Source organism: Lysinibacillus sp. fkY74-1 (genome assembly GCF_053165895.1).
This window is the reverse complement of the sequence record NZ_CP170173.1, coordinates 917,237-941,118: the sequence shown is the minus strand read 5'-3', so window position 1 is coordinate 941,118 and position 23,882 is coordinate 917,237. Positions and strand designations below refer to the sequence as shown.

The window sequence follows — 23,882 nt, the reverse complement described above, 5'->3', positions numbered from 1 at the left end:
ATTAATCTCCTTTTTTTACCTCTGCTAAGTAATCATTTGTCAATCGCTGATCAAATGCTGGAATTTGTAATTGATCAATTGGCTCTTCAATCACTAAATTAAAATTATCTAAATAAAATGAATCTATAAACGTTGAGGCTTGAAGCGAATTATACATTTTTTGAGCTGCTTTAAAATCGCTTGTCCCAACATATATATCAAATTTAGGTGTCGACAATGGTACACTATTCACCGTTGTCTTCCCATTTATGTCCCGAATGGCTGTTGTTTGAACAACACGATTGCCATCTATTGAAACACTTGTTGCATCGTTTTTAAACAGCGTATTTAATAATTGGGTTAATAAATCAGGCGATATCTCTTTGATTTCATAACCCATCTCTATTAATTCAGGTGCGGGTTCAATACGAAGTCTGACACCCGGCCCTACCACTTCTGTTAGTCCAGCCTGTTGCTTTAAACGATTCAATGTTTCATGTAAAGCGGCTTGCTGATTTACTTTTTCAGATTGCTCATAGCGATCCACTACTTCATGAAGTGAGCGAATTTCTGCCAGTAATGCGGAATGTCTTTGCTTTTCTTGTGCTAATTCCTCTCTTATTGCCCAAATATCTCGTGTATCTCGCTCTGCTGGTTTTTGTATGGTATTGTATTGTACCGCTATCATCAAACCGATAATAAATAGCACGATCGTTATTCGGGTGTACATATTTCTTCGCAAAATAGCCCCTCCTAGACGTATCGTATGCCCCTCAGAATTCAATGTAAAACTTTCCTAGAGGCTAAAATTAGACTTTAAACATGAAATAGGTCTTGTCCTTAACTTTCTACTTTTACTCTTGGCATTGTAAGTTTTTGATGTTCTTCTAAAGACACTACAATATTGTCATTTAATAATTGATCAACGACACCGCCATTTAAATTTAAAGATGCTATTAAAGTATCGGAATCTCCAACAGCTTCTATCACAAAAGGAGCGGGATGCTGTGTACCATCAATAGTTATTACAGGACCATTACATCGGATATAGGAATTGGCCATGACACGTTGCCCATTAATAGCAATTGCCTGAGCACCCGATATCTTCAGTTCATTCAACAATTTAAAAACATGACTTTCATGAACAATATAGTCATTCGGATTCAAAGATTTTGGATCATAGTCACCATCCTGGAGAGTGATCCTTATTCCTTTTCCCTCACTCTTCAATTCACCAAGTAGAAGCCGTAAATCCTCTGCTTGTTCCACAAGTTCTTTATAATCCTTCTCATTAGAAGCAAATGATTTTTCATACTTTCGAATTTGTTCCTGTAGACTATTTAGCTCATCCGATAGCTCTTTATTACGTTCTTGTTGAGTGATCAATTCCTCACGATAAGAATCTTCTTGCTCAAATAGCTCTGAATTAATCGTGCCTGCTTCCCGGTTATCTTTTGCCTGATTATATGAATAGCCGATAATAAATCCTGTTGTCACACAAACAATCAGTAATTCAAATTGTTTTCTTGAAAAAAAACTTCCTTTGCTATTCATCTTTTTGTTGTTCATCGTCTGTCACTTCCTGGTCAACCATTTCCCCATCTGCATTAGCTTCCATATCGATGCTTATTTTGTTGTACTCCTCGTTAAAAGGGCGATAATAGGAACCGACCTCTAAATCAATCACGCCTTTTTCTAAATTTGCAATTTGTGCAACAATGGAGGGGTAATAATTTAACTTCTCCGCAAGCGTCTGAATAACAGCTCGTACCTCATATCCATCATTCATATAAAGCTTTACCGCGTTCGGATTTGTATCATTACTATTCGTGTTAACCTGAGAAATTAAAGCTAATACTTCTGGTTTTAATTGTGCTAACTGTTCAACAAGTTTTTTGATTGTTTTTTCGCCAGTAATACCAATAAAAACAGGTGCATCAATTGGCGTATCATTTCCTTTTTGTTCAAAACGTTCACCATTTTCAAGCAGTGGATAATAGGTGCCGTCCCCAGCCAAATACGCAACTTTTTTCCACTCTTTCACATCAATCGTTACGCCTCGAAGCCAGTTACGTTTAACATGTGCTTCTTTTACCCATTTATCCTTCAACAGAAGCTTCTCCACATCTTCTATTTTGAAACCCCACATTGATTTACCTAGCGCCAGGGTACTTGTCTCCACATAATGTTCATTATTTGCCAGCTTAGCACCATTGACTGTTATTTTATTGATGTTACTGTATGGAGATTGAAAATAAAGGAGTACTGCTAACACAATAAAGAAAAGTAATATTAGCACGATGAATTTACGATTTGTACGCTTTTTTCGTCGCTTTTTTAGCGTAGGTATACGATCTTCTATATCAATTACTTTCTCCAAAAAGTACTCCTCCTTTATATTTATTTCGCTAATTGATAAATAATACCTATTATTAACCACATTGTGACTAAAGATGTTCCTCCGTAGCTGATAAAAGGCAATGTAACACCCGTTACGGGTACTAAACCTATTACAACAGCTATATTAAGAAACGCTTGCACCATCAGCATTGTGACTAACCCTATAATCGCATAATAGGATGTTCGGCTTTTAGCCTGTACAGCAAATCTATAGCCTGCATAAATTGTCAGTACAAAAAGTGCTAAAATAACGAGACCACCAATCAAGCCGATCTCCTCCAAAATAATAGCGTAAATAAAGTCATTTTGTGGCTCAGGCAAATATAGAAACTTTTGCCGACTTTGTCCAAAACCATGACCAAAAATTCCAGCAGGACCTATCGCCATAAGTGATTGCACTGCTTGGAATCCACTTACTAAGGGATCAGCCCATGGATCGAGGAATGCTTCTATTCGCTTTAGTCGATATGGTGCAGTCGCAATTAGTCCTACTAGTCCAGCTATACCAGCTAACATAATCATGGCATATAGCTTTAACGGGTAGCCAGCGACAAAAAACAATAAAAATACAGCAACAACAAGAATAAATACTGAACCAAAGTCAGGCTGCAACATAATCAAAACAACAGGGATTAGGAGGATTAAAGCATGGCGCCAATTAACAACTGGCGTTCCTGTTTTATGCTGCGCTAAAATATGACTCAGGTAAACAATGACTGTTATTTTCGTTATCTCTGCTGGCTGGATTGTCAATGGACCAATCCCAATCCAGCTTTGCGAGCCATTTCGCACTAGCCCAATACCAGGTATTAACACTAGAACAAGTAAGACTAACGAAAATATATAGGCCATTTTCCAAAAGGACTGCTCTCTCAAAATATTTAATCGAATTGTGATTAAAAATACAATTATGGCTACCACAAAGTATACGCTTTGCTTCATATAAAACGGCATTTTTCCACTATAATGAATGGCACTCCAATAAGTCCCCGCAGAATAGACGAAAATAATGCCGATTACTGATAGCATCAAAGTTGTGACGAGCAATAAGTAGCTTTCTTTCCCTCTCAGTAATGCCATCCTTCCAAGTCAAGTATATTCTAAAATAGTTACAGGCTCATTACAGCTTCATTACAGCATCAATAAAAACATCTCCGCGTATTTCAAAGCTGTCATATTGATCCCAACTTGCACAAGCTGGTGATAGTAAAATAATATCTCCCTCTGCTGACATCGGTGCTGCATAGTGTACAGCGTCTTCCACATTTTGAGCGATTACTGTTTGTTGGACACCACATGATTTTGCAAATTCAACAAAACGTAATCCAGTTTCTCCAAATGCGACGACGCCTTTAACATGATTCATATTAGGTCGAAGCTCCTCAAAAGAATGTCCACGATCTAAACCACCTGCTAACAAAATAACGGGCGCCTGGAATGCATCTAAAGCACTTTTTGTTGCTAAACAGTTCGTTGCTTTGGAGTCATTATAAATCTTTCGACCATTCCATTCGCGTACGAATTGAGTACGGTGTCTCACCCCACCAAAAGTCGCTAAAACCTCTTCCATTTTCCCTTTGTCACAGCCAACTAAAATACAGGCCGCCACTGCTGCTAGGATGTTTTCTAAATTATGCTTACCAGGCAGTGCTATATTTGCTCGGTCCATATACGGATCCCCTTGCCAATAGATCGTTGTATCATCTGCACTGATTCCGTGGACAGTACGCCCATTTGAACTGAACGGAATTTTTTGCGCATTGGATTTTGCCGCATAGCCAACTACAATTGGTTGGTCCGCATTATAAATAAAATAATCACTTTCATCTTGATTACGTGTCACACCAAACTTCGCTTCAGCGTAATTATCAAATGTTCCATGGTAGTCAAGATGGGCATCATAAAGATTTGTAAGTATAGAAATTTTAGGCTTAAATGTTTTAGTCCCCATCAATTGGAAAGATGACAACTCCGTTACAATAACGTTATCTTTACTAGCTTCTTTAGCAACGCCACAAGCAACTGTACCAATATTTCCTGCAATTAATGGATTTTTACTTCCGTTGTTTAACATATCAAATATTAAAGTGGTCGTTGTTGTTTTTCCATTCGAGCCTGTAATACCAATAAATGGCGCGTCACTTATTAAATACGCAAGTTCAATCTCTGTCCATACAGGAATACCGCGCTGTATAGCATCCGCTACAATGCGATTGCTATAAGGTATACCTGGGTTTTTAACGACTAATTCAAAACCTTCATCCAGTAAGTCCTCAGGATGACGACCACAAATCACGGTAATCCCCTTTTGTAATAAACCCTGTGCATCTGGGCTTTCATCAAATGGTTTGGAATCATTGACTGTTACAAAGGCGCCGAGCTCATGTAAAATTTCAGCAGCGGCCACACCGCTTTTCGCTAGGCCTAACACAAGTACTTTTTTATGTTGTAAATCTGTATAGTTTTTCATTAAAACGCCTCCGATAAAACTGCAATCAATGCTACTGCTAGGGCAGTTGACCAGAAGACAAGCACTACCTTCCACTCTGACCAACCTGATAATTCAAAATGGTGATGGATTGGACTCATCTTAAAAATACGCTTTTTACGTAGCTTAAAGCTTCCTACCTGTAAAATAACGGATAATGTTTCGATGACAAAAACCAAGCCAACTAGTAAAAGTAAAAATTCTTCTTTTACTAATACCGATACCATAGCTAATGCCCCACCTAATGCTAATGAACCCGTATCACCCATAAATACTTTTGCTGGATTCGCATTAAATAATAGAAACCCTAATAATGCTCCTGTAACAGCAAATGCAAATAAAGCGATATCTGCTTGGCTTTGGAAGAGTGCGATAACGCCAAAAGCCGCAAAAGCAATCGATGCAGTTCCTGCCACTAGTCCATCCAAACCATCTGTTAAATTCACCGCATTGGAGAACCCTACTAACCAAAAGATTAAAAAGGCAACATAGAATACACCAAGATCAACTGTCCAATCTGTAAATGGAATAGCGAGCGTTGTATCAAAAGATCCAACATACAGTAGAAAATATGCAAGGATGGCGATAACAATTTGACCAATTAATTTTTGAAGAGAGGTTAACCCTAAATTCCTTTTAAATACAACCTTCAAACCATCATCCAATAAACCTATTAAGCCAAATCCTGCTAATACTAATAAAAGTACTACGGTCTGTGTCGTTAATAAATCTAAAAAGCTTCCTACACCAACAGTTGTTAGGACGATAGAAATTAAGAAAATTATACCGCCCATTGTTGGTGTACCAGCTTTTTTCATATGTGATTTCGGTCCCTCTTCACGAATACTTTGCCCAAACTTTAGGCGTCGAAGAAGTGGAATACTAATTGGTGCCAGGATAACTGTTACTATAAAAGCAAGAGCTAAAATGGTAAGTGTTGTTGCGAGTTTCATTGAAAAATCTCCTTTAAATCTTGTTTCACTTTCTTCGTTAGGAAAAAAGCATAAACTTTCATTTATTTATTACTACCCTTCATAATAATAGTGGTTCTTTCCCATTTTTTAAAGGTAAAGTTATTTCAGTTCTCCAAATATAAATGAATGGTACCATCTTGTTTGATAACACTATCCACTTCAGGTAATTGGTTACCAATTTTAGTCCCTTCTCCATGCCATTCTATACGAAATGGATAAAACTGCTTGGCAATATCATCCTTTGTCTGACCAATAAAATTTGGTACCTTCACAGTAATTGGATCACCATATCGATAATCCTTTTCAAGCTGTTCCTTTGATTTTTCAATACCTACAAACGGTGCAACATCCTCTATTATTTGCCCAACAATAGGTGCTGCTACAACACCGCCAAACTGCGTCGTCTTTTTAGGGTTGTCGACTGCTACATAGACGACAATTTGCGGATTGTCAGCTGGCGCAAAGCCAATAAATGATACGATATATTCCCCACTCTTGTAACGGCCGTTTTCAACCTTTTGCGCGGTTCCTGTTTTACCGCCAATTCGTAAACCATCTCTAAAGGCTTGTCGACCTGAACCATTTGCTACAACTGACTCCAATGCGCCCCGAACCTTTGCAGAAGTCTCCTCACGAATCACCTGATTTTTGACAACAGGTTCAGTTTCCTGTATGACATCCCCTGTATTTGGATTAAATACTTTTTTCACAACATAAGGCGTATATAGCTTGCCTCCATTTATAGCTGCTGCTACCGCTTGAACTTGCTGAATTGGAGTTACCGCTACCCCTTGCCCAAATGAGGTTGTAGCCTGTTCAACGGGTCCGAAGGCTTCCTTAGAAAATAAAATTCCTGAGGCTTCACCAGCAATATTGGAACCAGTCTTTTGACCAAAGCCAAAATCTTTAATATATTGCAATAGTCGCTCGTTTCCTAACCGCTGCCCTAATTCAACAAAGCCTGGGTTACAGGAATTCTCCACAACTTCTAAGAAGGTTTCATGTCCATGCCCTTCACGCTTCCAACAACGTAGTCTTGCCCCAGCAACCATTGTATACCCTGGATCATAAAATGTATCATGCTCTAAATCCACTAAATTTTCTTCCAATGCAGCGCTCAGGGTAATAATTTTGAAAGTAGAACCTGGCTCATATGTCATCCATACAGGTAAATTTCGATTATAAATCGTTGGTTCGACTAATTGATATTCAGCCGGATTAAAAGTTGGATAAGAGGCTAATGCTAAAATTTCACCATTATTGGGATTCATAGCAATGGCCAATGCTTGGTCCGCTTCATAGCGCTTCATAGCCTGTGACAATTCACGCTCAACGACCTGCTGGACATCGACATCAATCGTTAGCTCAATAGTTGCTCCATCCTCACCAGCTTTCCAAGCACTCGCGACATTTGGTAGATTATTGCCTTTTGCATCTGTAAAGAGGCGAATTGCAGAAGAATTAGCCTGCAAAAACTTATCATATTCGTATTCAATACCAGCTAAACCTTGTGCATCATAGCCTGTAAATCCTAAAAATCGAGATAAAAGTGTCCCATATGGATAATCTCTAGAGTAGTCGACACCACTATATAGTCCTTCAATTTGTAAGCCTTGTAATTCAACTGCTTTTTCATAGGGGATATTTTTTCCCTCAGGCGCTAGCTTTACTAAATAGGCTTTTTTCTTCATCTTCTCTAACAGTTTCTCTTTATCCACTTCCAAAACTTGCGCAATTTTTTCAGCGGCCCCTTCAATATCTTTACTTTGAGAGGGCATAAAATATAAAGTTGGTGCAAGCTTATTAGTTACAATACTCTCCCCATCTCGATCAGTAATATGCCCTCGTTCATTAGCAAACGGTATTTCTCGGTCCCAGTTCTCTTCTGCCTTCGATGTCAGTTCTTTTTGATCTAACACTTGCAAAAAGAACAGCCTAATCACTATCGCCACTGCTGCACACATAAACAACACATATAAAATACGTAAACGCTTTTTAGAATGGATAGAAATCCACTTCATTCGACATCACACCTTGTTTTTTACAACGTATGAAATAAAGTGGACTTCTATTCAGTATTATTCATCCTCTACTTGTTCAATTTCACCCTCAGAGGCAGCTTCTACATCTTGCACAAAACTTTCAGCAGGTGTTTTGAGCTTAACAACAATCGGCGAACTATCCGTTATAACAGTCCCTGGAGATACACTTTGACTCGCTACAAAGCCCTCACCGAAAATCTCCATCTCTACCCCTGTCATGGATTTGAATACAAGTAAATTTCTTAATGACCAATTCGTAAAGTCTGGCAATATGATATCGCCATCTGTCTTTAAAAATACATAACTACCTTTTACTAGTTGTTTTGTATCTTTAGGATATTGATCTATGATTTTACCCCCGCTACCAACAATAACAGGCTGCAATCCATTGTTTCCTAGCTCTACTTCAATCGCTTCAGCACTTTGACCTGTATAATCCTTCATATCTACCTTATCCACATGCTGTACATCATCCGGATTAATATTAAGGTGCTTTAAGCTATTTAACATCACAGGATTAAACACTTTAGATACTGGCACTGATCCAAGCTCATTATTTAACTTAGGTTTTTTCACTGAGACATACATAATGAGCTGAGGATCATCAACGGGAGCCATTCCTAAAAATGAATATAGGAATTGGTTAGCGCCCCAAGCATACGTACCATCTGCTCTCGGAATTTGCGCTGTCCCTGTCTTCCCTGCAACCTCGTAATCCTCTAATATAAAATCCTTTGCCGTACCAAATTCTGATGTCAGTGTAGAAGCAAGGATTTCTCGTACTTGTTTCGCTGTATCTGCTTTGATTGGCTGTCCTTTTTCAACAGGTTCATGATTTTGAATAACCTTCCCTGTTGATGAATCAACAATGCGGTCAATTACATAGGGCTGCATCATCTTGCCATCATTCGCAATAGCAGTCATGGCTTGAATCATTTGGATAGGTGTTACGGTTGACCCTTGCCCATATGTTGTTGTTACTCGTTGGATTGGGTATTGAGATAATATTGTTCCTGCCGCTTCATTCGGTAAATCAATTCCGGTTTTGTGGCCGAAACCAAAGCGGTCTAAATATTCCACAAAGACATCATCGCCAATCAATTTTAATAAGTGGGCCATGGCCGTATTCGAAGAGCGTTGGAATCCCACTAAATAGCTAATTTGTCCCCATCCAACCTGATTATGGTCTCGAATTGTTCGGTCATGTACTGTATAAGAGCCAGATTGGTATTTTGCATTCGGAGCCCACGTATTTGTATCAATCGCTGAAGCGAGCGTGAATGTTTTCATCGTTGAACCAGGCTCAATTGTCTCCTCAATTACCTCGTTCAGCCATTTCATATTTTGGCTTTCGCGTGTTTCAGGATTGAACGTAGGACGTTGGGACATCGCTAATATTTTCCCTGTTTTGGGGTCTGCTACAACCGCAGTCATAGATTCAGGATTGTATTCCTTTTCAACCTTTGACATTGCTTCCTCTAAAAAGCTTTGGATGGTTTTATCGAGGGTTAAATAAATGTCATCCCCATTTTTAGCAGGCGTCACCATCTTCTCGCTGTTGGGTAATAAATAGCTGAAAGCATCTGTTTCATATTTGATTTTCCCGTCGACGCCTGTCAGTTCTTTATCATACGTATATTCTAGGCCCATTTCGCCTTTTGTTGTAACAGTCCCGTCCTCGTTATCCTTTTTCAGTGCATAGCCAATTAAATGGGAGGCAAAGACACCATTTGGATAATATCGTTTTAAGTCGCTAACAAATAGAATCCCTGGTAATTTTTCTTCCTTTATTTTACTCATAACCTCGTGACTAATACCGCGTCCTGAACTACCAAACTCTACTTGATATAATGGTTTCCCATCGCTTCTATAGCGATTATTTAGCTTTTTAAGAATTTCGTCTTCTTTTCCTTGCATGGCTGGAATATACTTCGCTAAAACTTGAGCCGTTTTTTCAGCATCTACAACATGCCTCGGTTTCTTTGAATCCGTTGTAGCTGCTTCACTTACGACAGCTACTAGGCGATAGCTTAACGTATCCTCTGCAATCACTTGACCGTTTTGGTCATAAATCTTTCCTCGGTTTGCTGTGATAACACTTTCCTTACCATACTTAGCAGCTGCTCTTGCTGCAAGCTCCTGTCCTTCTACTTGCCCTGTCGCCTGAATGTTCACCATTCTTGTGAATAATAGAAAAAAGAGCCCTCCATAAAAAATCAATAATAGAAAGGCTCCCCATTGGAATCGAAATCTCTTTTTTTTCATTCTCCCGGCACTACCTTTACATTTTTCTCATTTTGAGTTAAACCGAGTTCTTTCGCTTTTTTCCATATGTTTTCGTATGTAGAAAGTTCACTTACACGAACCGTTAAGTCAACATTCTGTTTTGCAATCTCATCTGCTTCTGATTCGATGTTTTGAATGTCCATGTTTGTAGTTTGAATAGCTGCTTGTTTATTTAATACCAGGATACCTAATACAGCAATAATGCTAACTAAAACAATTAGCATTGTCTTCTCAAACTTCTGGTTCGTTTTTTTACGACGTATGATAGTGGGTTGTGGACTAGGTGGTGTTATCGGTTGTTGCACTTGTTGATGTTGGTGCTGTTGCCTTACACGTACGGCTGCCATTTACTCACGCCCTTTGTCGTTAATTTTCTCCACCACTCTAAGCTTTGCTGAACGCGCCCGATTATTCACTTCTAATTCTTCATCTGAAGGAACAATTGGCTTTCGTGTAATAAGCTTTAAAGTTGGCTTCATGTCATCGGGAATTACAGGTAAATTTGGTGGTAATTCCGGTAATGATGACGCTTCCTTAAAGATTGTCTTGCATAGGCGGTCCTCCAATGAATGGAACGTAATGACACTAATGCGTCCACCTACGTTAATCATATCAATCGCATCGACTAATGAATCCTCTGCCGCGCCTAACTCGTCATTGACAGCAATTCTTATTGCTTGGAAAATGCGCTTTGCTGGATGCCCACCTTTTCGGCGTGCCGCTGCTGGAATACCCTCTTTAATAAGTTCTACAAGTTGTCCAGTTGTTTCAATCGGTGCTGATTTGCGCGCCTCTTCAATTTTACGAGCAACTTGCTTTGAAAACTTTTCTTCCCCATAACGGAAAAAAATACGTACTAAATCCTCATAAGCCCATTGATTGACAACTTCAAAAGCTGTAAGTGTTGCCGTTTGATCCATGCGCATATCTAGTGGTGCATCATGGTGATAGCTAAAGCCTCGCTCTGGTGTATCTAACTGAGGTGAAGATACGCCTAAGTCATATAAAATGCCATCTACTTGTTCAAAACCATGAGCCAATAATTCTTCTTTTAAATACCGGAAATTCGAGTGGATAAACGTGACACGCTCAATATAGGGCGCTAATCGAATTTTCGCATTTTCAATAGCCGTCATATCTTGATCAAAACAAATTAATCGGCCTTTATCTGATAATTGCTGTACTAAATATTCACTATGGCCTGCACCACCTAACGTACAGTCCACATATACACCATCAGGATCGATGTTCAACCCATCAACAGTTTCTTTTAATAACACGGTTGTATGATCGAACATACCACTCGCTCCTTTCAGGCCTTAACCTCATATCAACTTTGCATTGACATGCCTATCAAAAGTTAAAAATCAAAGCCAATCATATTTTCTGCAATTTCATTAAAAGATTGTTCAGACTCGCTGAAGTAAGCTTCCCATGCATCCTTAGCCCAAATCTCAATTCGATTTGAAACCCCCAACACTACACATTCCTTAACCAGATGTGCATGTTGCATAAGAGTAGCTGGAATATTGATTCGCCCCTGCTTGTCTATTTCTACCTCTGTTGCTCCAGAAAAGAAAAACCTTGCAAATGCACGTGTATCCTTTTTGGTCATCGGTAAATCTTTTAACTTTTCTTCGAGTTTTCGCCATTCATTCATAGGATAGCCAAATAGACAGTTATCGAGACCTCTTGTGACAACAAACGCTTCGCCTAAAGCTTCACGAAATTTTGCCGGCACGATTAATCGCCCTTTTGCATCAACGGAGTGTTGATATTCTCCCATGAACATACTACTCACCCCACTTTATTAAATAATGTACCACATCCCCCCACTTTCCTCCACTTTTTTTTAAAAAAACTTGACATTTTATCTCTTAATATGCAATTAGACCTTGATAGGAATTTTTGATATATGCTAAATGACATAAAGAAAGAGCTATCCTTAGTAGGATAGCTCTCTATATACGATTTTTATAGACATTATTCATCAAATCCCTATTGTATCAAAAAACTACCTAGGTATAAAGAACTTGATACTTAGGTTTTATAAATAAAGTAAATAGTGGTGTTTGCCAATACTATAGTTTTGCTTTAACATTTCAGCAATCAACATAGGTCCAAACTCATTAAAATATTGATACGGATTATACGTTCTTTCCTGGAAGCCCTCATTTGGATACAACTCATTTTGTAGCGTCGTAAATTTGCGTATAGTAGTCTCATGCTTATCGAGTACAGTTTGTTCAATTTTTTGCTGAAGGTAATCAAATTGTTTTGCATGATTTTCTTGATTCTTCACAAGGATTTTATCTAAAGTTAAATGTTGTTCCTCTAAATACGATGCAAGCTCACTGTACTTTTCTGCTAATAACTGCTCCATAGCCTGAATTTTGCGTTTAGCTTCAATATCTTGCACATCATGAATAAAACGCTCTTTCATTTCTAAGGCTTTGCCATTCCAAACATCTGTAACAGACAATTGATGTTCACGTAATAATTGTTCTACATGACGCGTCACAATCGTCATATGAAGGCGTGGAGCAAAAATAGGCATTTGTAGGTCTAGCACAGAAAATGCACTCTTTAATGTTGCCCAATAAGCTAATTCACCTGGACCACCGACGAATGCTAGTACAGGGAACGTCATTTCCTGCATTAATGGGCGAGACACTACATTATTACTCAAACGCTCTGGATATTTTTCAGCAATCTCTAATAGCTCTTCTCGAGTAAATTTAAGGTTTGCTGCTAAATTAATAAATAGATCATTTTTTCTTTCTAAAAGATGACGTTCTCCATCCTCTACATAGAATAAATTAGCTGCTTCTCGTGTGGCCAAAATAGGTTTTCCGTAGCCCGTTCGCTCTAGTTGCTCTTCCTTTTCTGTTACGACTCTAGCAATTTCTTCACTATGCTGAATGATATGCGTAAAATTGGTACTTTCATATTGACGGAAATTATAATCCGCTGCATCAATTAACAGTAACCCTTCATCTTTAAATAATTGGTTCATTAACCGCGCAAAGAAATCAGTAAATGTCTCACTTTCGTTCAGCACATCTACTAATTGTTTAATAAGCGCCTCTGTATACTCTGTTTCCCCAATATCCCTAACAACGGTATGGATGAATTGTGTCATTGACTCTTTATTGAGCATTGTTGCAGAAGCCATTGTTTTACGTCTAGAGCGCTCACTGTATGCACGTTTTTTTAATAGCTCACCATGCACCGTATAGGTATGATTAATTTCTTCCAAATCATGATCTTCTCCAGCTATCCAAAAAACAGGTACCACAGATCTTTGAAGCTTCACACTTTGCTCTTTTGCTAACACAATCACTGAAATCGCTTTATGAACGGAGTAAAGAGGGCCAGTTAAGATACCTGCTTGTTGGCCACCAATTATGACCATAGCTCCCTGTTCTAATTGTTGTAAATGCTCATTCGCTTTTTGTGATAGCCCTAGCGGCTCCATAAATTGACGGATGATGGCTGTCAGCTCTTTTTGATCTCTGGCATGTTGTGCTAAATGCTTCGCTCTTTTCTCAAAAGCCTGATCATTAAATTCGTATTCAAAAAACTGATGAATGGCAGTATTTGGCGACCAGTAATCGGCTAGCACATTATTTTTTATAGGTACTTGGATAGACTCCAGTTTCATTTAACATAAGCTCCTCTACTCACTCAATCATTAATTTACTTATAACGAGAAATTGATTCCTCACATATTATGCACATGATGCAGTAAATGTTTTAGCCCATATTGCATTTCTCCCACCATAAATATAGCACTGTGCAATATTACTGAACTATTCTTCTAGCTCTGGGCTTTATGGCCTTTAATCAGTTTCCCATCCATAAAGAATGATTTTTTATATCTACTTTATAATGCTATTATTTTAACCCTTATAGCTCCAACTTGAAAAGAAAATGCTTAGACAACCCGAAAATAGTCTACAAGGGACTGAATGACACCAATTATACAAATAACAGCATACGCGGTGCTCAATAATAAAAATAAAAAACGCCAAATTTTCTTTAATAAAGGCTTCACTTCTATTTCTTTTTTTGTCCGCCAATCAATATATGTAAAAATCATAGCCATCATTATTGCAAGTATGACTAAAAGTCCCCCTACATTTATTTGCCATAGTACCCCAATGCCTAAGGGTACCGAAAAGAACAAACAGAAGGTTGTCACATCAGAGGCTGCACCAAATGCATGCGTGCCCCGTATTTTAACTTTCCTGCTAATTAGATAGACTATAATAAAAAGAACAATTGGACAAAAAATAACGATACTAACAATTATATGTAAAATGTCTTTCAACTTTGTTCACCGCTCTCCTCTATCGCAAGTACTTGGAGATATAAGGTACGCAAAGTAGGCAAATGATGACCATTTGTTAAGGCTTTATTCAGTATGGCACCAACAATTGTTTCAATCTCACTTCTTCTTCCCTGCATACGATCTGCAAGCATAGAAGAGGTATTTTCGGCTGTTTGCCTACATAAGTCTACCACGTCTCCAAAAGATATAGTGCGCTCAATGCCTTCGAACGCCATTGTTAACTCCTCATATAAATTTTTCATAAGTACATACGCGTGTGTATTCGTCACTAGTTCCCCGTTCTTTATTTGTAATACACAAGTTAATGGATTGATTAAGCTATTGAATATAGCTTTTTCAAATAGCATCTTCTCCGCATTATCGACCAGTTCAACAGGAAACAATGGGTTTTGTAACTGTAACAACTTAAAAAAAACATGTTGTTCCCCTCGTTCAATAGCTATTTTACATGGACCAATTCCTCTATGTTGAACCGTTGTTTGATTCAGCAATTGTGCGCCAAAAGATACAGAGCAAAACGCGATATTTTTTTGAGGTAAATTTAGTGCCTCCTCAAAATGAGCTAAGCCATTTTGCAAAAAGAGCAAAGGTATTTCATTTGATAGTGACGCTAATTGGTCGTAGAGATTCTGTAAATGAACATATTTAACAGCAATGACCATTAAATCTTGAGGTGGTAAAGAAGTTAAATTTGTTGTAGAAACAATTTTTTGTACAGTTTTAGTTCCATCAACATTCAATCGCGTTAATTGATTGATAGTTAGCTCTTCTACCTGCTCCTGTTTTCTGGCAACCAATGACACTGACATTCCCGACTCTGCTAAAAAGCTTGCTGTTAATTGACCAACCGCACCAGCACCAATAACTGCTACCTTCATCATTTCATTTTACATCCTTTCCTCACTACTTTATAAAGCTATAAGAATAAGGTGCCTCAGAATAAATTCTAAGGCACCCCTAAGCAGGTTCTTCTATTATACAAGATTGGCTGATTATTGACGATATACTGAAAGGGTTTTATCTCTAGGAAAGATAAATATTGTATAATCTTCCGAAGCTACTGTAAATTTAATCTTTCATTAATGAATAACCTTGTTGCAGCCACTTCACTAATTTCTCATGTTCATTTTGCAACTCGCGATGTTTCATTTCAAGGGTTTGATAGGCATCTGTTAATTCGTCAAAACTTGTCAATGCCAATTTCAAGTGACTTCGCATAGATTGTTGTGGTTGATTTCTTACAGCTAATAATGACTGACTATATTGACCACGTAATGTTTTATTCCAACGGAAGCCACATGCCTGCTTTGTACGGCCCAATTCCACAGCCGCCATTTCAAAAGCCTCCAACTGCGTTTTGCCATTTTGCACATTATGCAAGACAATTTCTGCTAGTCTTTCATCGTCTTCCTTTGTCCATTGATCTTTTCTTTTTTTCAATTCCATAATCTATCACCCTCGCATTTTTTACTACTATATGCAGTAGCGAGCAAAATAGAATCATTGCATGAAAAAAGACAGTGATGATGTTTTACTTTCATCACTGCCTTTATACATCACTTTTTATTCTTCTTAGTTAAGAAATTATTAACAGCCAAATGATGCGCTTCGCTTTCCCACAATTTTGCACAAGTACGAACTTCCTCCATCACCCGCTCATACATATTTCGTTCGCGCCATTTACGAAGTTCGATTTCCTTATAAGCTTTATGAACAGACGGATGTATTTTTCGCATATGTTCAATAAAATCATTTAACGCCTCTTCTTTTGAGCCTTCAAAAACTCGCATTGCCCACCCTATTTCATAGAGCAAATGTGCAGGATATGGCTTTGCATCTACAAGCATTTTTAACGCACGATCATGACGTAACCCTCTTTCAAAAAGATATGTACCACCACCCCAGCCACTCGTAATGGCTAAGGTCCCTTGAATAAAACCGCACTTGGCATGTTCTGCCACTAAACGGAAATCACAAGCCGTGGCAATCTCACAACCGCCACCAACTGCAGTACCATTTATAAGCGCTATCGTCGGAACCGGGAGTGTCGCAAGGTCATATAATATGTTCCCCATTTTACTTAACATACCAAATGCCTCATCCTCCGTCTCCAGAGAATGAAACTCAGATAGATCTCCCCCAGAGCAAAATGATTTTTCTCCAGCACCCGTCACTACTAAAAAACGTACATCCTCATGTTTACGAATATACATAATGACTTCCTGAAGACCATTCATAACCTCATCATTGACAGCATTACGCTTCTCTTCTCGATTAATCGTAAAAGTCATAACACCATCACGATTGTCAATCGTATAACTCACATCACTACCCCCTTTGTCTCCATGAACAAATTGTATCATACAATTATTTCACTATTATATTAAACTTCACAAACGACGCAATATTCCGTTTTTAATCCATCAAAAAAAGGCTAGTAAAGAGCCATGGTCTCTCTACTAGCCTTTTAAGTGAGCAAACACTGTATTATTTGCTTACTACTTCTTTACCTTTGTATTGTCCGCAAGCTTTGCAAACACGGTGTGATAATTTAGCCTCACCACAGTTAGGGCAAGTTACCATACCAGGTACAGATAATTTGAAATGCGTACGACGCTTTCTTTTTGCAGTTTTAGAAGTTCTTCTAAATGGTACAGCCATTGATGGCACCTCCTTACAGATCGTCTATTCGTCTGTTTGATCAAAATACTTAGCTAAAGCAGCTAGTCTTGGATCCACTTTTTGTTCGTCAGCTTTTTTGTGTAGCTCTACGTCTTCGTCTGTTGCATAAGACCAGCTTTTACCGCCTTGCACTTGTCCTTCAGTATTTTCCTTGAACACTTGCATAGGCACCTCGAGTAACACTAGTTCCTCAAGAACTGGTTTCATGTCGATGACTTCACCGTCAATATAGTGAATGTCTCCGTCATCGTCTCCTCGTTGATCTTCGTCAATCCAGCTAAAAATTTCAACTGTCTCAACATTGATAGGAAACTCAACATCCTCCCACGTGCGAGCACATGGTAGTGTTAACGTCGCTTTCACAGTTAACTGACATGTCATTTGCGATGCACCAAAAGTACATAGCCCTTTTACATGAACGGGCGAAATTGCTCGAATATCCTGGTTTCGCTCCATCACTTCGTCCAATTGGACAAAGGCATCGATTGGCATCCCGTTTTGGCGGTATTTAGATAATTGATGAATTGACCATTTCATTCGTTTAATCACCTCGAGACAACAATGTTGATTATATAATGTGTAAAAATAGATGTCAAGATAATTTCTTGTCACTACTTTAAAACCTACTTATAATTATATACTATAAGAAGTATATTTGCTCCTAACAGCTTACCATAAAAACATAAATGACCAGGAGGGAAAGCATGAAAGCAGTTGGAATTGTTGTTGAATATAATCCTTTTCACAACGGACATGCCTATCATTTGACACAGGCAAAAAAAGTAGCGAAAGCAGATATTGTCATCGCTGTTATGAGTGGAACATTTTTACAACGTGGTGAACCAGCTATGGTTGATAAATGGACACGTACAAAAATGGCACTCGCAGGTGGTGTAGATATTGTCATTGAGCTACCTTATGTCTATAGTACAGCTCCTGCTACTGATTTCGCAAAGGGGGCGATTTCAATATTAACTGCCGTTGGCTGTGACTCATTTGCTTTTGGTAGTGAGGATGGCTCTATCCAACCATTCTTGAACACTTATGATTTGATTGACAATAACCGTACAGAATATGACGCACTCATAAAAGACAGCCTTAAAACGGGGGCTAGCTACCCTAAAAGCCTATATTACGCCTATGAACAGCTTACTCAGAAGTTCCCAGCCCCATACATTGATCTTGCACAACCCAATAATATTCTTGGCTTTCATTATCTAGAGGCGGCGAGAACGCTGGACAGTAACATCAAGCCGCTAACCATTCCCCGTATCGCAGCAGGTTATCATGATGCACTTAAACAGGACTCATCCATTGCAAGCGCCACTGGAATACGTAAAGCCCTAGCATCTACAAGTTCTTTACAAAGTGTGCAAAAGGTTGTCCCTGAGACATCTTTTGATTATTTGACAGACTGGCATAGACACTATAAAAAATTTGCCAGTTGGGAATCATTTTGGCCACTATTACAGTTCACTATCATGAGACACACGCCTTCAGAGCTCACTCGTTATGCAGAAGTAACTGAAGGAATTGAGAACGCTATTATGAAAGCTGCAAAAAATAGCTCATCCTTTAATAGCTTTATGGAAAAAATAAAATCTAAACGTTATACATGGACACGAATACAACGTATGATCACTCATATTTATACAGGGTTTACAAAGGAACAGCTACAGAGCTTTGAAGCCCCATCATTTATCCGTTTACTTGGCATGAGCGCAAAAGGTCAAGCTTATTTAGGAAAACGCAAAAAAGATATTGAATTACCTTTAATAAGTCGTGTTGCAGCTGCAAATGATGCTATGTTGGCCATCGATATTCATGCTGCAGAGCTATACAATTTAAGTATAGAACAAGGCGTTACAGCGCAGAGTCTCCCTAAAGATTATCAAACACCCCCAATTCGTAATTAAAGTCATAAAAAGAGATGCTAGATAGTCTAGCATCCCTTTATCGTCTTTATTTTGGTTGCAGCTGCTTTAAATATTTTATGGCATCATCTACATTTTTCACAGGTACAATTTTCATCTTTGTCCCAATCTCCTTCGCTGTTTTTACAGCAGTTGTATAATTCGACTCTAAATCTGGATATTTTGCCTTCATTTCTGTAGAAATTTCATCATCGGGGGCAAAAAAGATTTCCATACCATCACGATCAGCCGCTATGACCTTATAGTCAATCCCCCCAATTCGACCAACAGATCCATCCACTAGCATTTCTCCTGTACCTGCAATGGCATAACCTTTCGTTAAATCCTCATCCAGAAGTTGGTCTAATATTTCAAGTGTAAACATCAATCCTGCAGATGGACCACCAATATCCTCTGTTTTCATTGTTACTTGTGGATTGGTTTCAATTGATTTGCTTTCTGTATAAGAAATCCCTAAACCCGCTCTATGTTCTTGCGCATTTGGAATTTCCTTCAATGTAACCGTTGCCTTTTGCTGTTCTTCTTGTCGTATAAATTGAATCGTTACTTGATCCCCAAGCTGTTTAGGCTGTAAAAGCTCTACAAGCATTTGCTGATTAGTTATTTTGTGACCATCCACTTCAATTATTTCATCACCAGCTTTTAAGATGCCGTCTGAAGCACCACCATCTAATACATTTAAGATAAAAACACCGTTAAAATGAATTTTTGTCTCTAATCCAGCTCTTTGGAAAGCTACATATTTTGCATTAAATTGTGAATCTGACATTAATTTCAACTGTCGAACATTATATTCCTCATCATCCTCTAATGGATTTCGGACTTGTTCAATATCCATGAGTTTTTGATATTTTTGAGTTTTAGCCCATAAATATGAAAACGGTGTGGCTTGCTGCATGGCAACCGTCATGAGACTCATAGACCCTAAACTATCTGGCTCCTTGCTATCGACTGTAACAAATTTACTGACATCATAGGCACTACCAGGTTTCATAATATACGCGTCTAGTCGGTATAACATCATAGAACAAATCACGACTATTACCACCGCATAAATGCCAATTTTTTTCTTCACTTGAATACACCTCCTAGGACGCTTGCAAAACCATACGTTCATGTTTTTGCCTTTCTCACATATATTAATTTTAGCATTTGCCTATGTGAATGACAAAAAGTTGAAACGAGATGATAACATGTTTGCTACAATTCAAATAGCGCTCTGCGTAATTCTAATTCTCTTACTCTTGTTATTCCCACAAACCGCTCATAGTGGTACTGATTTAGGCTTATCTCTTTTCATGGAGGCGTTATTTCCGTATTTACTACCCTATTTGGTATTAACACAATGGCTTTTGCGTTTAACAGCGCCTATGCGTACGAAAACAAAGAGAGCTTCCTTATACGTACAAGCCTATATTATTAGCGCACTTGGGGGCTATCCAACTGGAGCAACCACTATTGTTTATTTAAAAAACAGCGGTCAGTTACATCCTAAAGAAGCAAATTTTCTACTAGCTGTTTGTCATGCACCAAGTCCATTATTCGTGTTAGGTTTTGTAAGTCTTGATTTACTACACAGTAATACGTTTGGATGGTTATTTTTATGTTTACTACATACGTTTAATATTTGTTGCTTAGTAACTGGTTACTTTTTATACCGCAAAACGGATTCACCTACCATATCTGTTCACAACACTACACTTTATACGGCTCCCTTTTCAGAAAGTATTAAAGAAACTGCCCCAACAATTTTGCTAGTGGGCACAACTATTATCTTTTTCACAACCATCCAGACTATTGTGCAACAGGGATTAGATCAATTAATACCAAAACTGCCTTATACAATTGAACTTTCCTTAGCAGCTATTCTAGAAGTGACAAATGGTCTTAAAATGACTGTCACTGCCTTCCCAGATTTTCCGTATACTACTTTACTAGTCGTCATTTTGTTAACGATGCAAAGTATAAGTATTCATTTACAAATTTTTGTGATTGCTAAATCCGCCAAACTTTCTGTGAGACCTTATCTAAAATTCCGCCTCCTTAGCATAATCATTGTACCAACTATTTATGCTCTATTTTTTCTGAAATAATTAGTTTTCACAGATAAAAAAGAGGATGTTCAGCGTATATTACCGACATCCTCTTCAACCACTATTGGGAAAAACCATATTTTTCTTTTAAAGCTTGTACAACACAATCTGGAACTAGCTCATTTACATCACTTCCATATTTCGCAACCTCTTTTACAATACTGGAACTTAGGAATGAGTATTGATTCTTCGTCATAATGAAAAATGTTTCAATGGTTTCATCAAGAAAACGGTTCATAGAAGTAATTTGCATTTCATATTCAAAATCTGAAACTGCTCGTAAGCCACGTACAATGGCCTTGGCTTTTTTTTCTTTAGCATAGTCTATGAGAAGACCTGAAGAACTTTCTATCCGAACATTAGGTAACGCTTTTGTTACTTCAGCCATTAAAGCCATACGCTCCTCTACAGAAAACAACGGATTTTTTGCTGAATTGTTTAATACGGCGACATAGACGATATCGAACACATCGGCTGCACGTTTAATAATATCTAAATGGCCAAATGTCACAGGGTCAAAACTTCCAGGAACTACAGCAATTTTCTCTGACAACTTATTCTCCCTCTTCCTCTGTACAGCGATAAACAGAAATAATTGTTCCGCCATATGCTTCTTGTCTTTTTAAAACAAACTCACCAAAACTTTGAGGCAATGTTACTTCTTTTGCATGTTCACATAAAATAATACCATTTTGTTGAATTTTTTCATTATCAACGAGTAATTGTACTAAGTCATAGTATTCCTTTTGATGATAAGGTGGATCTAAAAAAACTAATGAAAACGTAATATCACGCTTTAATAGCGCTTTCACAGCACGCTTTGCATCAATGCGAAACAGCTCAGTATGCTCTTCGTAACGGCATTTTTTTATATTTTCTTGCAGCACCTGAAAGGCTTTTGCATCTTTTTCAATAAAAATAGCACGCTCTACACCACGACTTAGCGATTCAATACCTAAACCGCCGCTTCCTGCAAACAAATCAAGTGCAGTACCTCCATCAAAAAAAGGACCAATAATATTAAAAATCGATTCCTTCACTTTATCAGTTGTAGGCCTCGTCGTATTCCCAGCTATCGCCTTTAGCGGCATTCCTTTACGCTCTCCTGCTACAACTCTCATATAAGCTATCACCGTACTTTCATCCATATAAAGTATTTTTGCAGCGAAAGGAAAGCCCTCCGCTGCAAAATTTATTGTTGCTCTTGTGTTAATACTTGAATACGTTCCTCTTTCTTTTGTAATTCAACTAAGAATAAACGTTGTAACCAAGCTTCTTCCACATAATATTGATTAGCAATTTTAATAATTGGCTCTGAAATTGTTGAATATCTTCGCTGATTGAATACATAAAATCCAGGTTCTTTAGGGAATCGGAATGTGCGATGCTCGCTATTTACATAATAGCCGTTCTTTCCTTCTCCGACTGTATAACCAAGATAAGGTAATAACGTATCTGCCGTATATAACGCTTGTCCTTCATATAGAATAACATGAACGTCTTCCTTCAACACATCATTCACATATACATCTCGAGAATCCTCAAATAATAACGGATATGTTCCGTTTTTCTGTGCTGCATTTAACGTAAAGTATGATGTCTTAGCATCTAACACTTGCGATAAATACTCATCCATAGTGTTTGGAGAAATAGGGTCATCTCCAAGTTTTTTCAACTTATCTTGCCAACTCTGCTGTTGACTATCTGTCATATAATCATTCAATGTCTTCACAATTTTCTTTGCTTTGTCTCCACCAATTGAATCATTCACTAAATAGGATGCCACAACTTCTAGCAACCATTCTGGGGAGTCCACAAATGTATATTGCGATTTTATTTGGGACAAAATGACTTCCTGTTCAACAGCTTGAGCTGTAAGTGTTGGTAAAAATAACAACCTTTCATCATGAACCGGGACAGGACTTTTCTCTTGAATAATCGCGATATGTTCATCATTTAAAAACTGTAAACTCTCTAAAGATTTTAGGAAATCATTCGGAACAGCCTGTTGTGCATAGATTGATAATACAGGCGTTTGTTCTTGTACTTTGAGTTTTCCTGCTTGCCAATAAAGATCATGAACAGTTCCGTTGCCTCTAAACATCGTATAGTTAACAAGTGATAGCTGTTGTTGACCTACTAATGGCAAACCTGTAATCCATTGTCCATTAATTTTACTATCTGTAGAAATATGAACAATTGAATAGGACGCTTCACCATTAATTAGTGTAGCAAAAACGTCTTGAAGGAGCATCTTATTTTTCAAGCCACCCTCAATCGGAATTATGTATGACACAGATTGTGATTTTGTCTCCCCTTTTGCAAAATAAGAGACCTCATCTGATAATCGATCACAGCTTTTTTCATTCTCGATAAAGCAACTAGGATTTGTTGCCTTTTCAGGCCATTTTATTTTCACCTTTTGATTTGGCAAATTTTTAAAATGTTGGCGAATATCTAAGCTATTTTCACGATAAACAATCTCAATTTCCTGCGAGTAATGAAAATCCCCTATGCCGGTTTCTAAATCAGATGAGTATGCATGATACTGGAAAAATAACGTTCCTGAAATAATAAGTACTAAAATAGAAAAAAAGCTTAATGCAAATTTCATGTGCTTGACCTCCCGCAGCATGATACTATGAGTATT

General features: G+C 38.0%; 24 protein-coding genes. 2 read left to right on the top strand and 22 right to left on the bottom strand.

Annotation, left to right across the window (positions count from 1 at the left end):
• Position 1: 1 nt before the first annotated feature.
• The 18 genes from ACE1MS_RS04345 to ACE1MS_RS04260 form a co-directional block, all read right to left on the bottom strand.
• Positions 2-721, bottom strand: a complete 720-nt coding sequence (locus ACE1MS_RS04345) for a DUF881 domain-containing protein (protein WP_031418921.1) — start codon at positions 719-721, stop codon at positions 2-4.
• Between the two features lie 98 nt (positions 722-819).
• Positions 820-1,548, bottom strand: coding sequence for a DUF881 domain-containing protein (locus ACE1MS_RS04340; protein ID WP_031418920.1), 729 nt, complete (start codon positions 1,546-1,548; stop codon positions 820-822).
• Positions 1,526-2,359: a cell division protein FtsQ/DivIB gene (locus tag ACE1MS_RS04335; RefSeq protein WP_031418919.1), complete on the bottom strand. Its 834-nt coding sequence runs from the start codon at positions 2,357-2,359 to the stop codon at positions 1,526-1,528. Before ACE1MS_RS04335 ends, ACE1MS_RS04340 begins: the two co-directional genes overlap by 23 nt.
• Positions 2,360-2,379: 20 nt before the next feature.
• Positions 2,380-3,459, bottom strand: a complete 1,080-nt coding sequence (ftsW, locus tag ACE1MS_RS04330) for a putative lipid II flippase FtsW (protein WP_012293158.1) — start codon at positions 3,457-3,459, stop codon at positions 2,380-2,382.
• A 40-nt stretch (positions 3,460-3,499) separates the two neighbouring features.
• Complete coding sequence (gene murD / locus ACE1MS_RS04325; RefSeq protein ID WP_447402720.1) at positions 3,500-4,849, bottom strand: UDP-N-acetylmuramoyl-L-alanine--D-glutamate ligase; 1,350 nt, start codon at positions 4,847-4,849, stop codon at positions 3,500-3,502.
• Positions 4,849-5,820 carry a phospho-N-acetylmuramoyl-pentapeptide-transferase gene (gene mraY, locus ACE1MS_RS04320; protein ID WP_036160939.1) on the bottom strand — a complete coding sequence of 324 codons (972 nt, stop codon included), beginning with the start codon at positions 5,818-5,820 and terminating at the stop codon, positions 4,849-4,851. The genes murD and mraY overlap by 1 nt, the downstream gene beginning before the upstream one ends.
• A gap of 125 nt (positions 5,821-5,945) precedes the next feature.
• Positions 5,946-7,862: a stage V sporulation protein D gene (locus ACE1MS_RS04315; RefSeq protein ID WP_012293155.1), complete on the bottom strand. Its 1,917-nt coding sequence runs from the start codon at positions 7,860-7,862 to the stop codon at positions 5,946-5,948.
• 57 nt (positions 7,863-7,919) lie between these two features.
• A complete protein-coding gene (locus ACE1MS_RS04310) occupies positions 7,920-10,148 on the bottom strand; it encodes a penicillin-binding protein (protein ID WP_447402719.1) in 2,229 nt (742 codons plus the stop codon).
• Complete coding sequence (ftsL, locus tag ACE1MS_RS04305) at positions 10,145-10,516, bottom strand: cell division protein FtsL (RefSeq protein ID WP_012293153.1); 372 nt, start codon at positions 10,514-10,516, stop codon at positions 10,145-10,147. Before ftsL ends, ACE1MS_RS04310 begins: the two co-directional genes overlap by 4 nt.
• Entirely contained in the window at positions 10,517-11,467 is a 951-nt protein-coding gene (gene rsmH, locus ACE1MS_RS04300; protein ID WP_012293152.1) for a 16S rRNA (cytosine(1402)-N(4))-methyltransferase RsmH, read from the bottom strand.
• Positions 11,468-11,529: 62 nt separating this feature from the next.
• The gene (gene mraZ / locus ACE1MS_RS04295; protein WP_008173894.1) at positions 11,530-11,961 is read right to left on the bottom strand and encodes a division/cell wall cluster transcriptional repressor MraZ; all 432 of its coding nucleotides are present in this window, start codon (positions 11,959-11,961) and stop codon (positions 11,530-11,532) included.
• A gap of 255 nt (positions 11,962-12,216) precedes the next feature.
• Complete coding sequence (gene bshC, locus ACE1MS_RS04290) at positions 12,217-13,833, bottom strand: bacillithiol biosynthesis cysteine-adding enzyme BshC (RefSeq protein WP_036214903.1); 1,617 nt, start codon at positions 13,831-13,833, stop codon at positions 12,217-12,219.
• A 273-nt stretch (positions 13,834-14,106) separates the two neighbouring features.
• A complete protein-coding gene (locus tag ACE1MS_RS04285; protein WP_031418914.1) occupies positions 14,107-14,502 on the bottom strand; it encodes a DUF3397 domain-containing protein in 396 nt (131 codons plus the stop codon).
• Positions 14,499-15,404, bottom strand: coding sequence for a ketopantoate reductase family protein (locus ACE1MS_RS04280; RefSeq protein WP_012293148.1), 906 nt, complete (start codon positions 15,402-15,404; stop codon positions 14,499-14,501). Before ACE1MS_RS04280 ends, ACE1MS_RS04285 begins: the two co-directional genes overlap by 4 nt.
• Before the next feature lie 187 nt (positions 15,405-15,591).
• On the bottom strand, positions 15,592-15,969 hold the full coding sequence (locus ACE1MS_RS04275; RefSeq protein WP_012293147.1) for a transcriptional regulator: 378 nt from the start codon (positions 15,967-15,969) through the stop codon (positions 15,592-15,594).
• A 110-nt stretch (positions 15,970-16,079) separates the two neighbouring features.
• A complete protein-coding gene (locus ACE1MS_RS04270; protein ID WP_031418911.1) occupies positions 16,080-16,847 on the bottom strand; it encodes an enoyl-CoA hydratase/isomerase family protein in 768 nt (255 codons plus the stop codon).
• Positions 16,848-17,010: 163 nt separating this feature from the next.
• Complete coding sequence (gene rpmF / locus ACE1MS_RS04265; protein WP_004224819.1) at positions 17,011-17,184, bottom strand: 50S ribosomal protein L32; 174 nt, start codon at positions 17,182-17,184, stop codon at positions 17,011-17,013.
• Positions 17,185-17,208: 24 nt separating this feature from the next.
• Entirely contained in the window at positions 17,209-17,742 is a 534-nt protein-coding gene (locus tag ACE1MS_RS04260; RefSeq protein WP_031418910.1) for a YceD family protein, read from the bottom strand.
• Between the two features lie 167 nt (positions 17,743-17,909).
• On the opposite strand from ACE1MS_RS04260, the gene ACE1MS_RS04255 reads away from it, so the two are divergent.
• A complete protein-coding gene (locus ACE1MS_RS04255) occupies positions 17,910-19,121 on the top strand; it encodes a nucleotidyltransferase (protein ID WP_012293144.1) in 1,212 nt (403 codons plus the stop codon).
• Positions 19,122-19,167: 46 nt separating this feature from the next.
• Here the strand turns inward: ACE1MS_RS04255 and ACE1MS_RS04250 are convergent, their stop codons facing one another.
• Positions 19,168-20,214: a SepM family pheromone-processing serine protease gene (locus ACE1MS_RS04250; protein WP_031418908.1), complete on the bottom strand. Its 1,047-nt coding sequence runs from the start codon at positions 20,212-20,214 to the stop codon at positions 19,168-19,170.
• 118 nt (positions 20,215-20,332) lie between these two features.
• Between ACE1MS_RS04250 and ACE1MS_RS04245 the strand changes: the two genes are divergently transcribed.
• Positions 20,333-21,232 carry a hypothetical protein gene (locus ACE1MS_RS04245; RefSeq protein ID WP_230584349.1) on the top strand — a complete coding sequence of 300 codons (900 nt, stop codon included), beginning with the start codon at positions 20,333-20,335 and terminating at the stop codon, positions 21,230-21,232.
• 61 nt (positions 21,233-21,293) lie between these two features.
• Here ACE1MS_RS04245 and coaD read toward each other — a convergent pair whose 3' ends face one another.
• From coaD to ACE1MS_RS04230, 3 genes are all read right to left on the bottom strand, one after another.
• Positions 21,294-21,785 (bottom strand): pantetheine-phosphate adenylyltransferase, encoded by a 492-nt coding sequence (coaD, locus tag ACE1MS_RS04240; protein WP_012293141.1) that lies wholly within the window; start codon positions 21,783-21,785, stop codon positions 21,294-21,296.
• 1 nt (position 21,786) lies between these two features.
• On the bottom strand, positions 21,787-22,353 hold the full coding sequence (gene rsmD, locus ACE1MS_RS04235) for a 16S rRNA (guanine(966)-N(2))-methyltransferase RsmD (protein WP_031418904.1): 567 nt from the start codon (positions 22,351-22,353) through the stop codon (positions 21,787-21,789).
• A gap of 71 nt (positions 22,354-22,424) precedes the next feature.
• On the bottom strand, positions 22,425-23,846 hold the full coding sequence (locus ACE1MS_RS04230; protein WP_036214899.1) for a hypothetical protein: 1,422 nt from the start codon (positions 23,844-23,846) through the stop codon (positions 22,425-22,427).
• Positions 23,847-23,882: the final 36 nt, after the last annotated feature.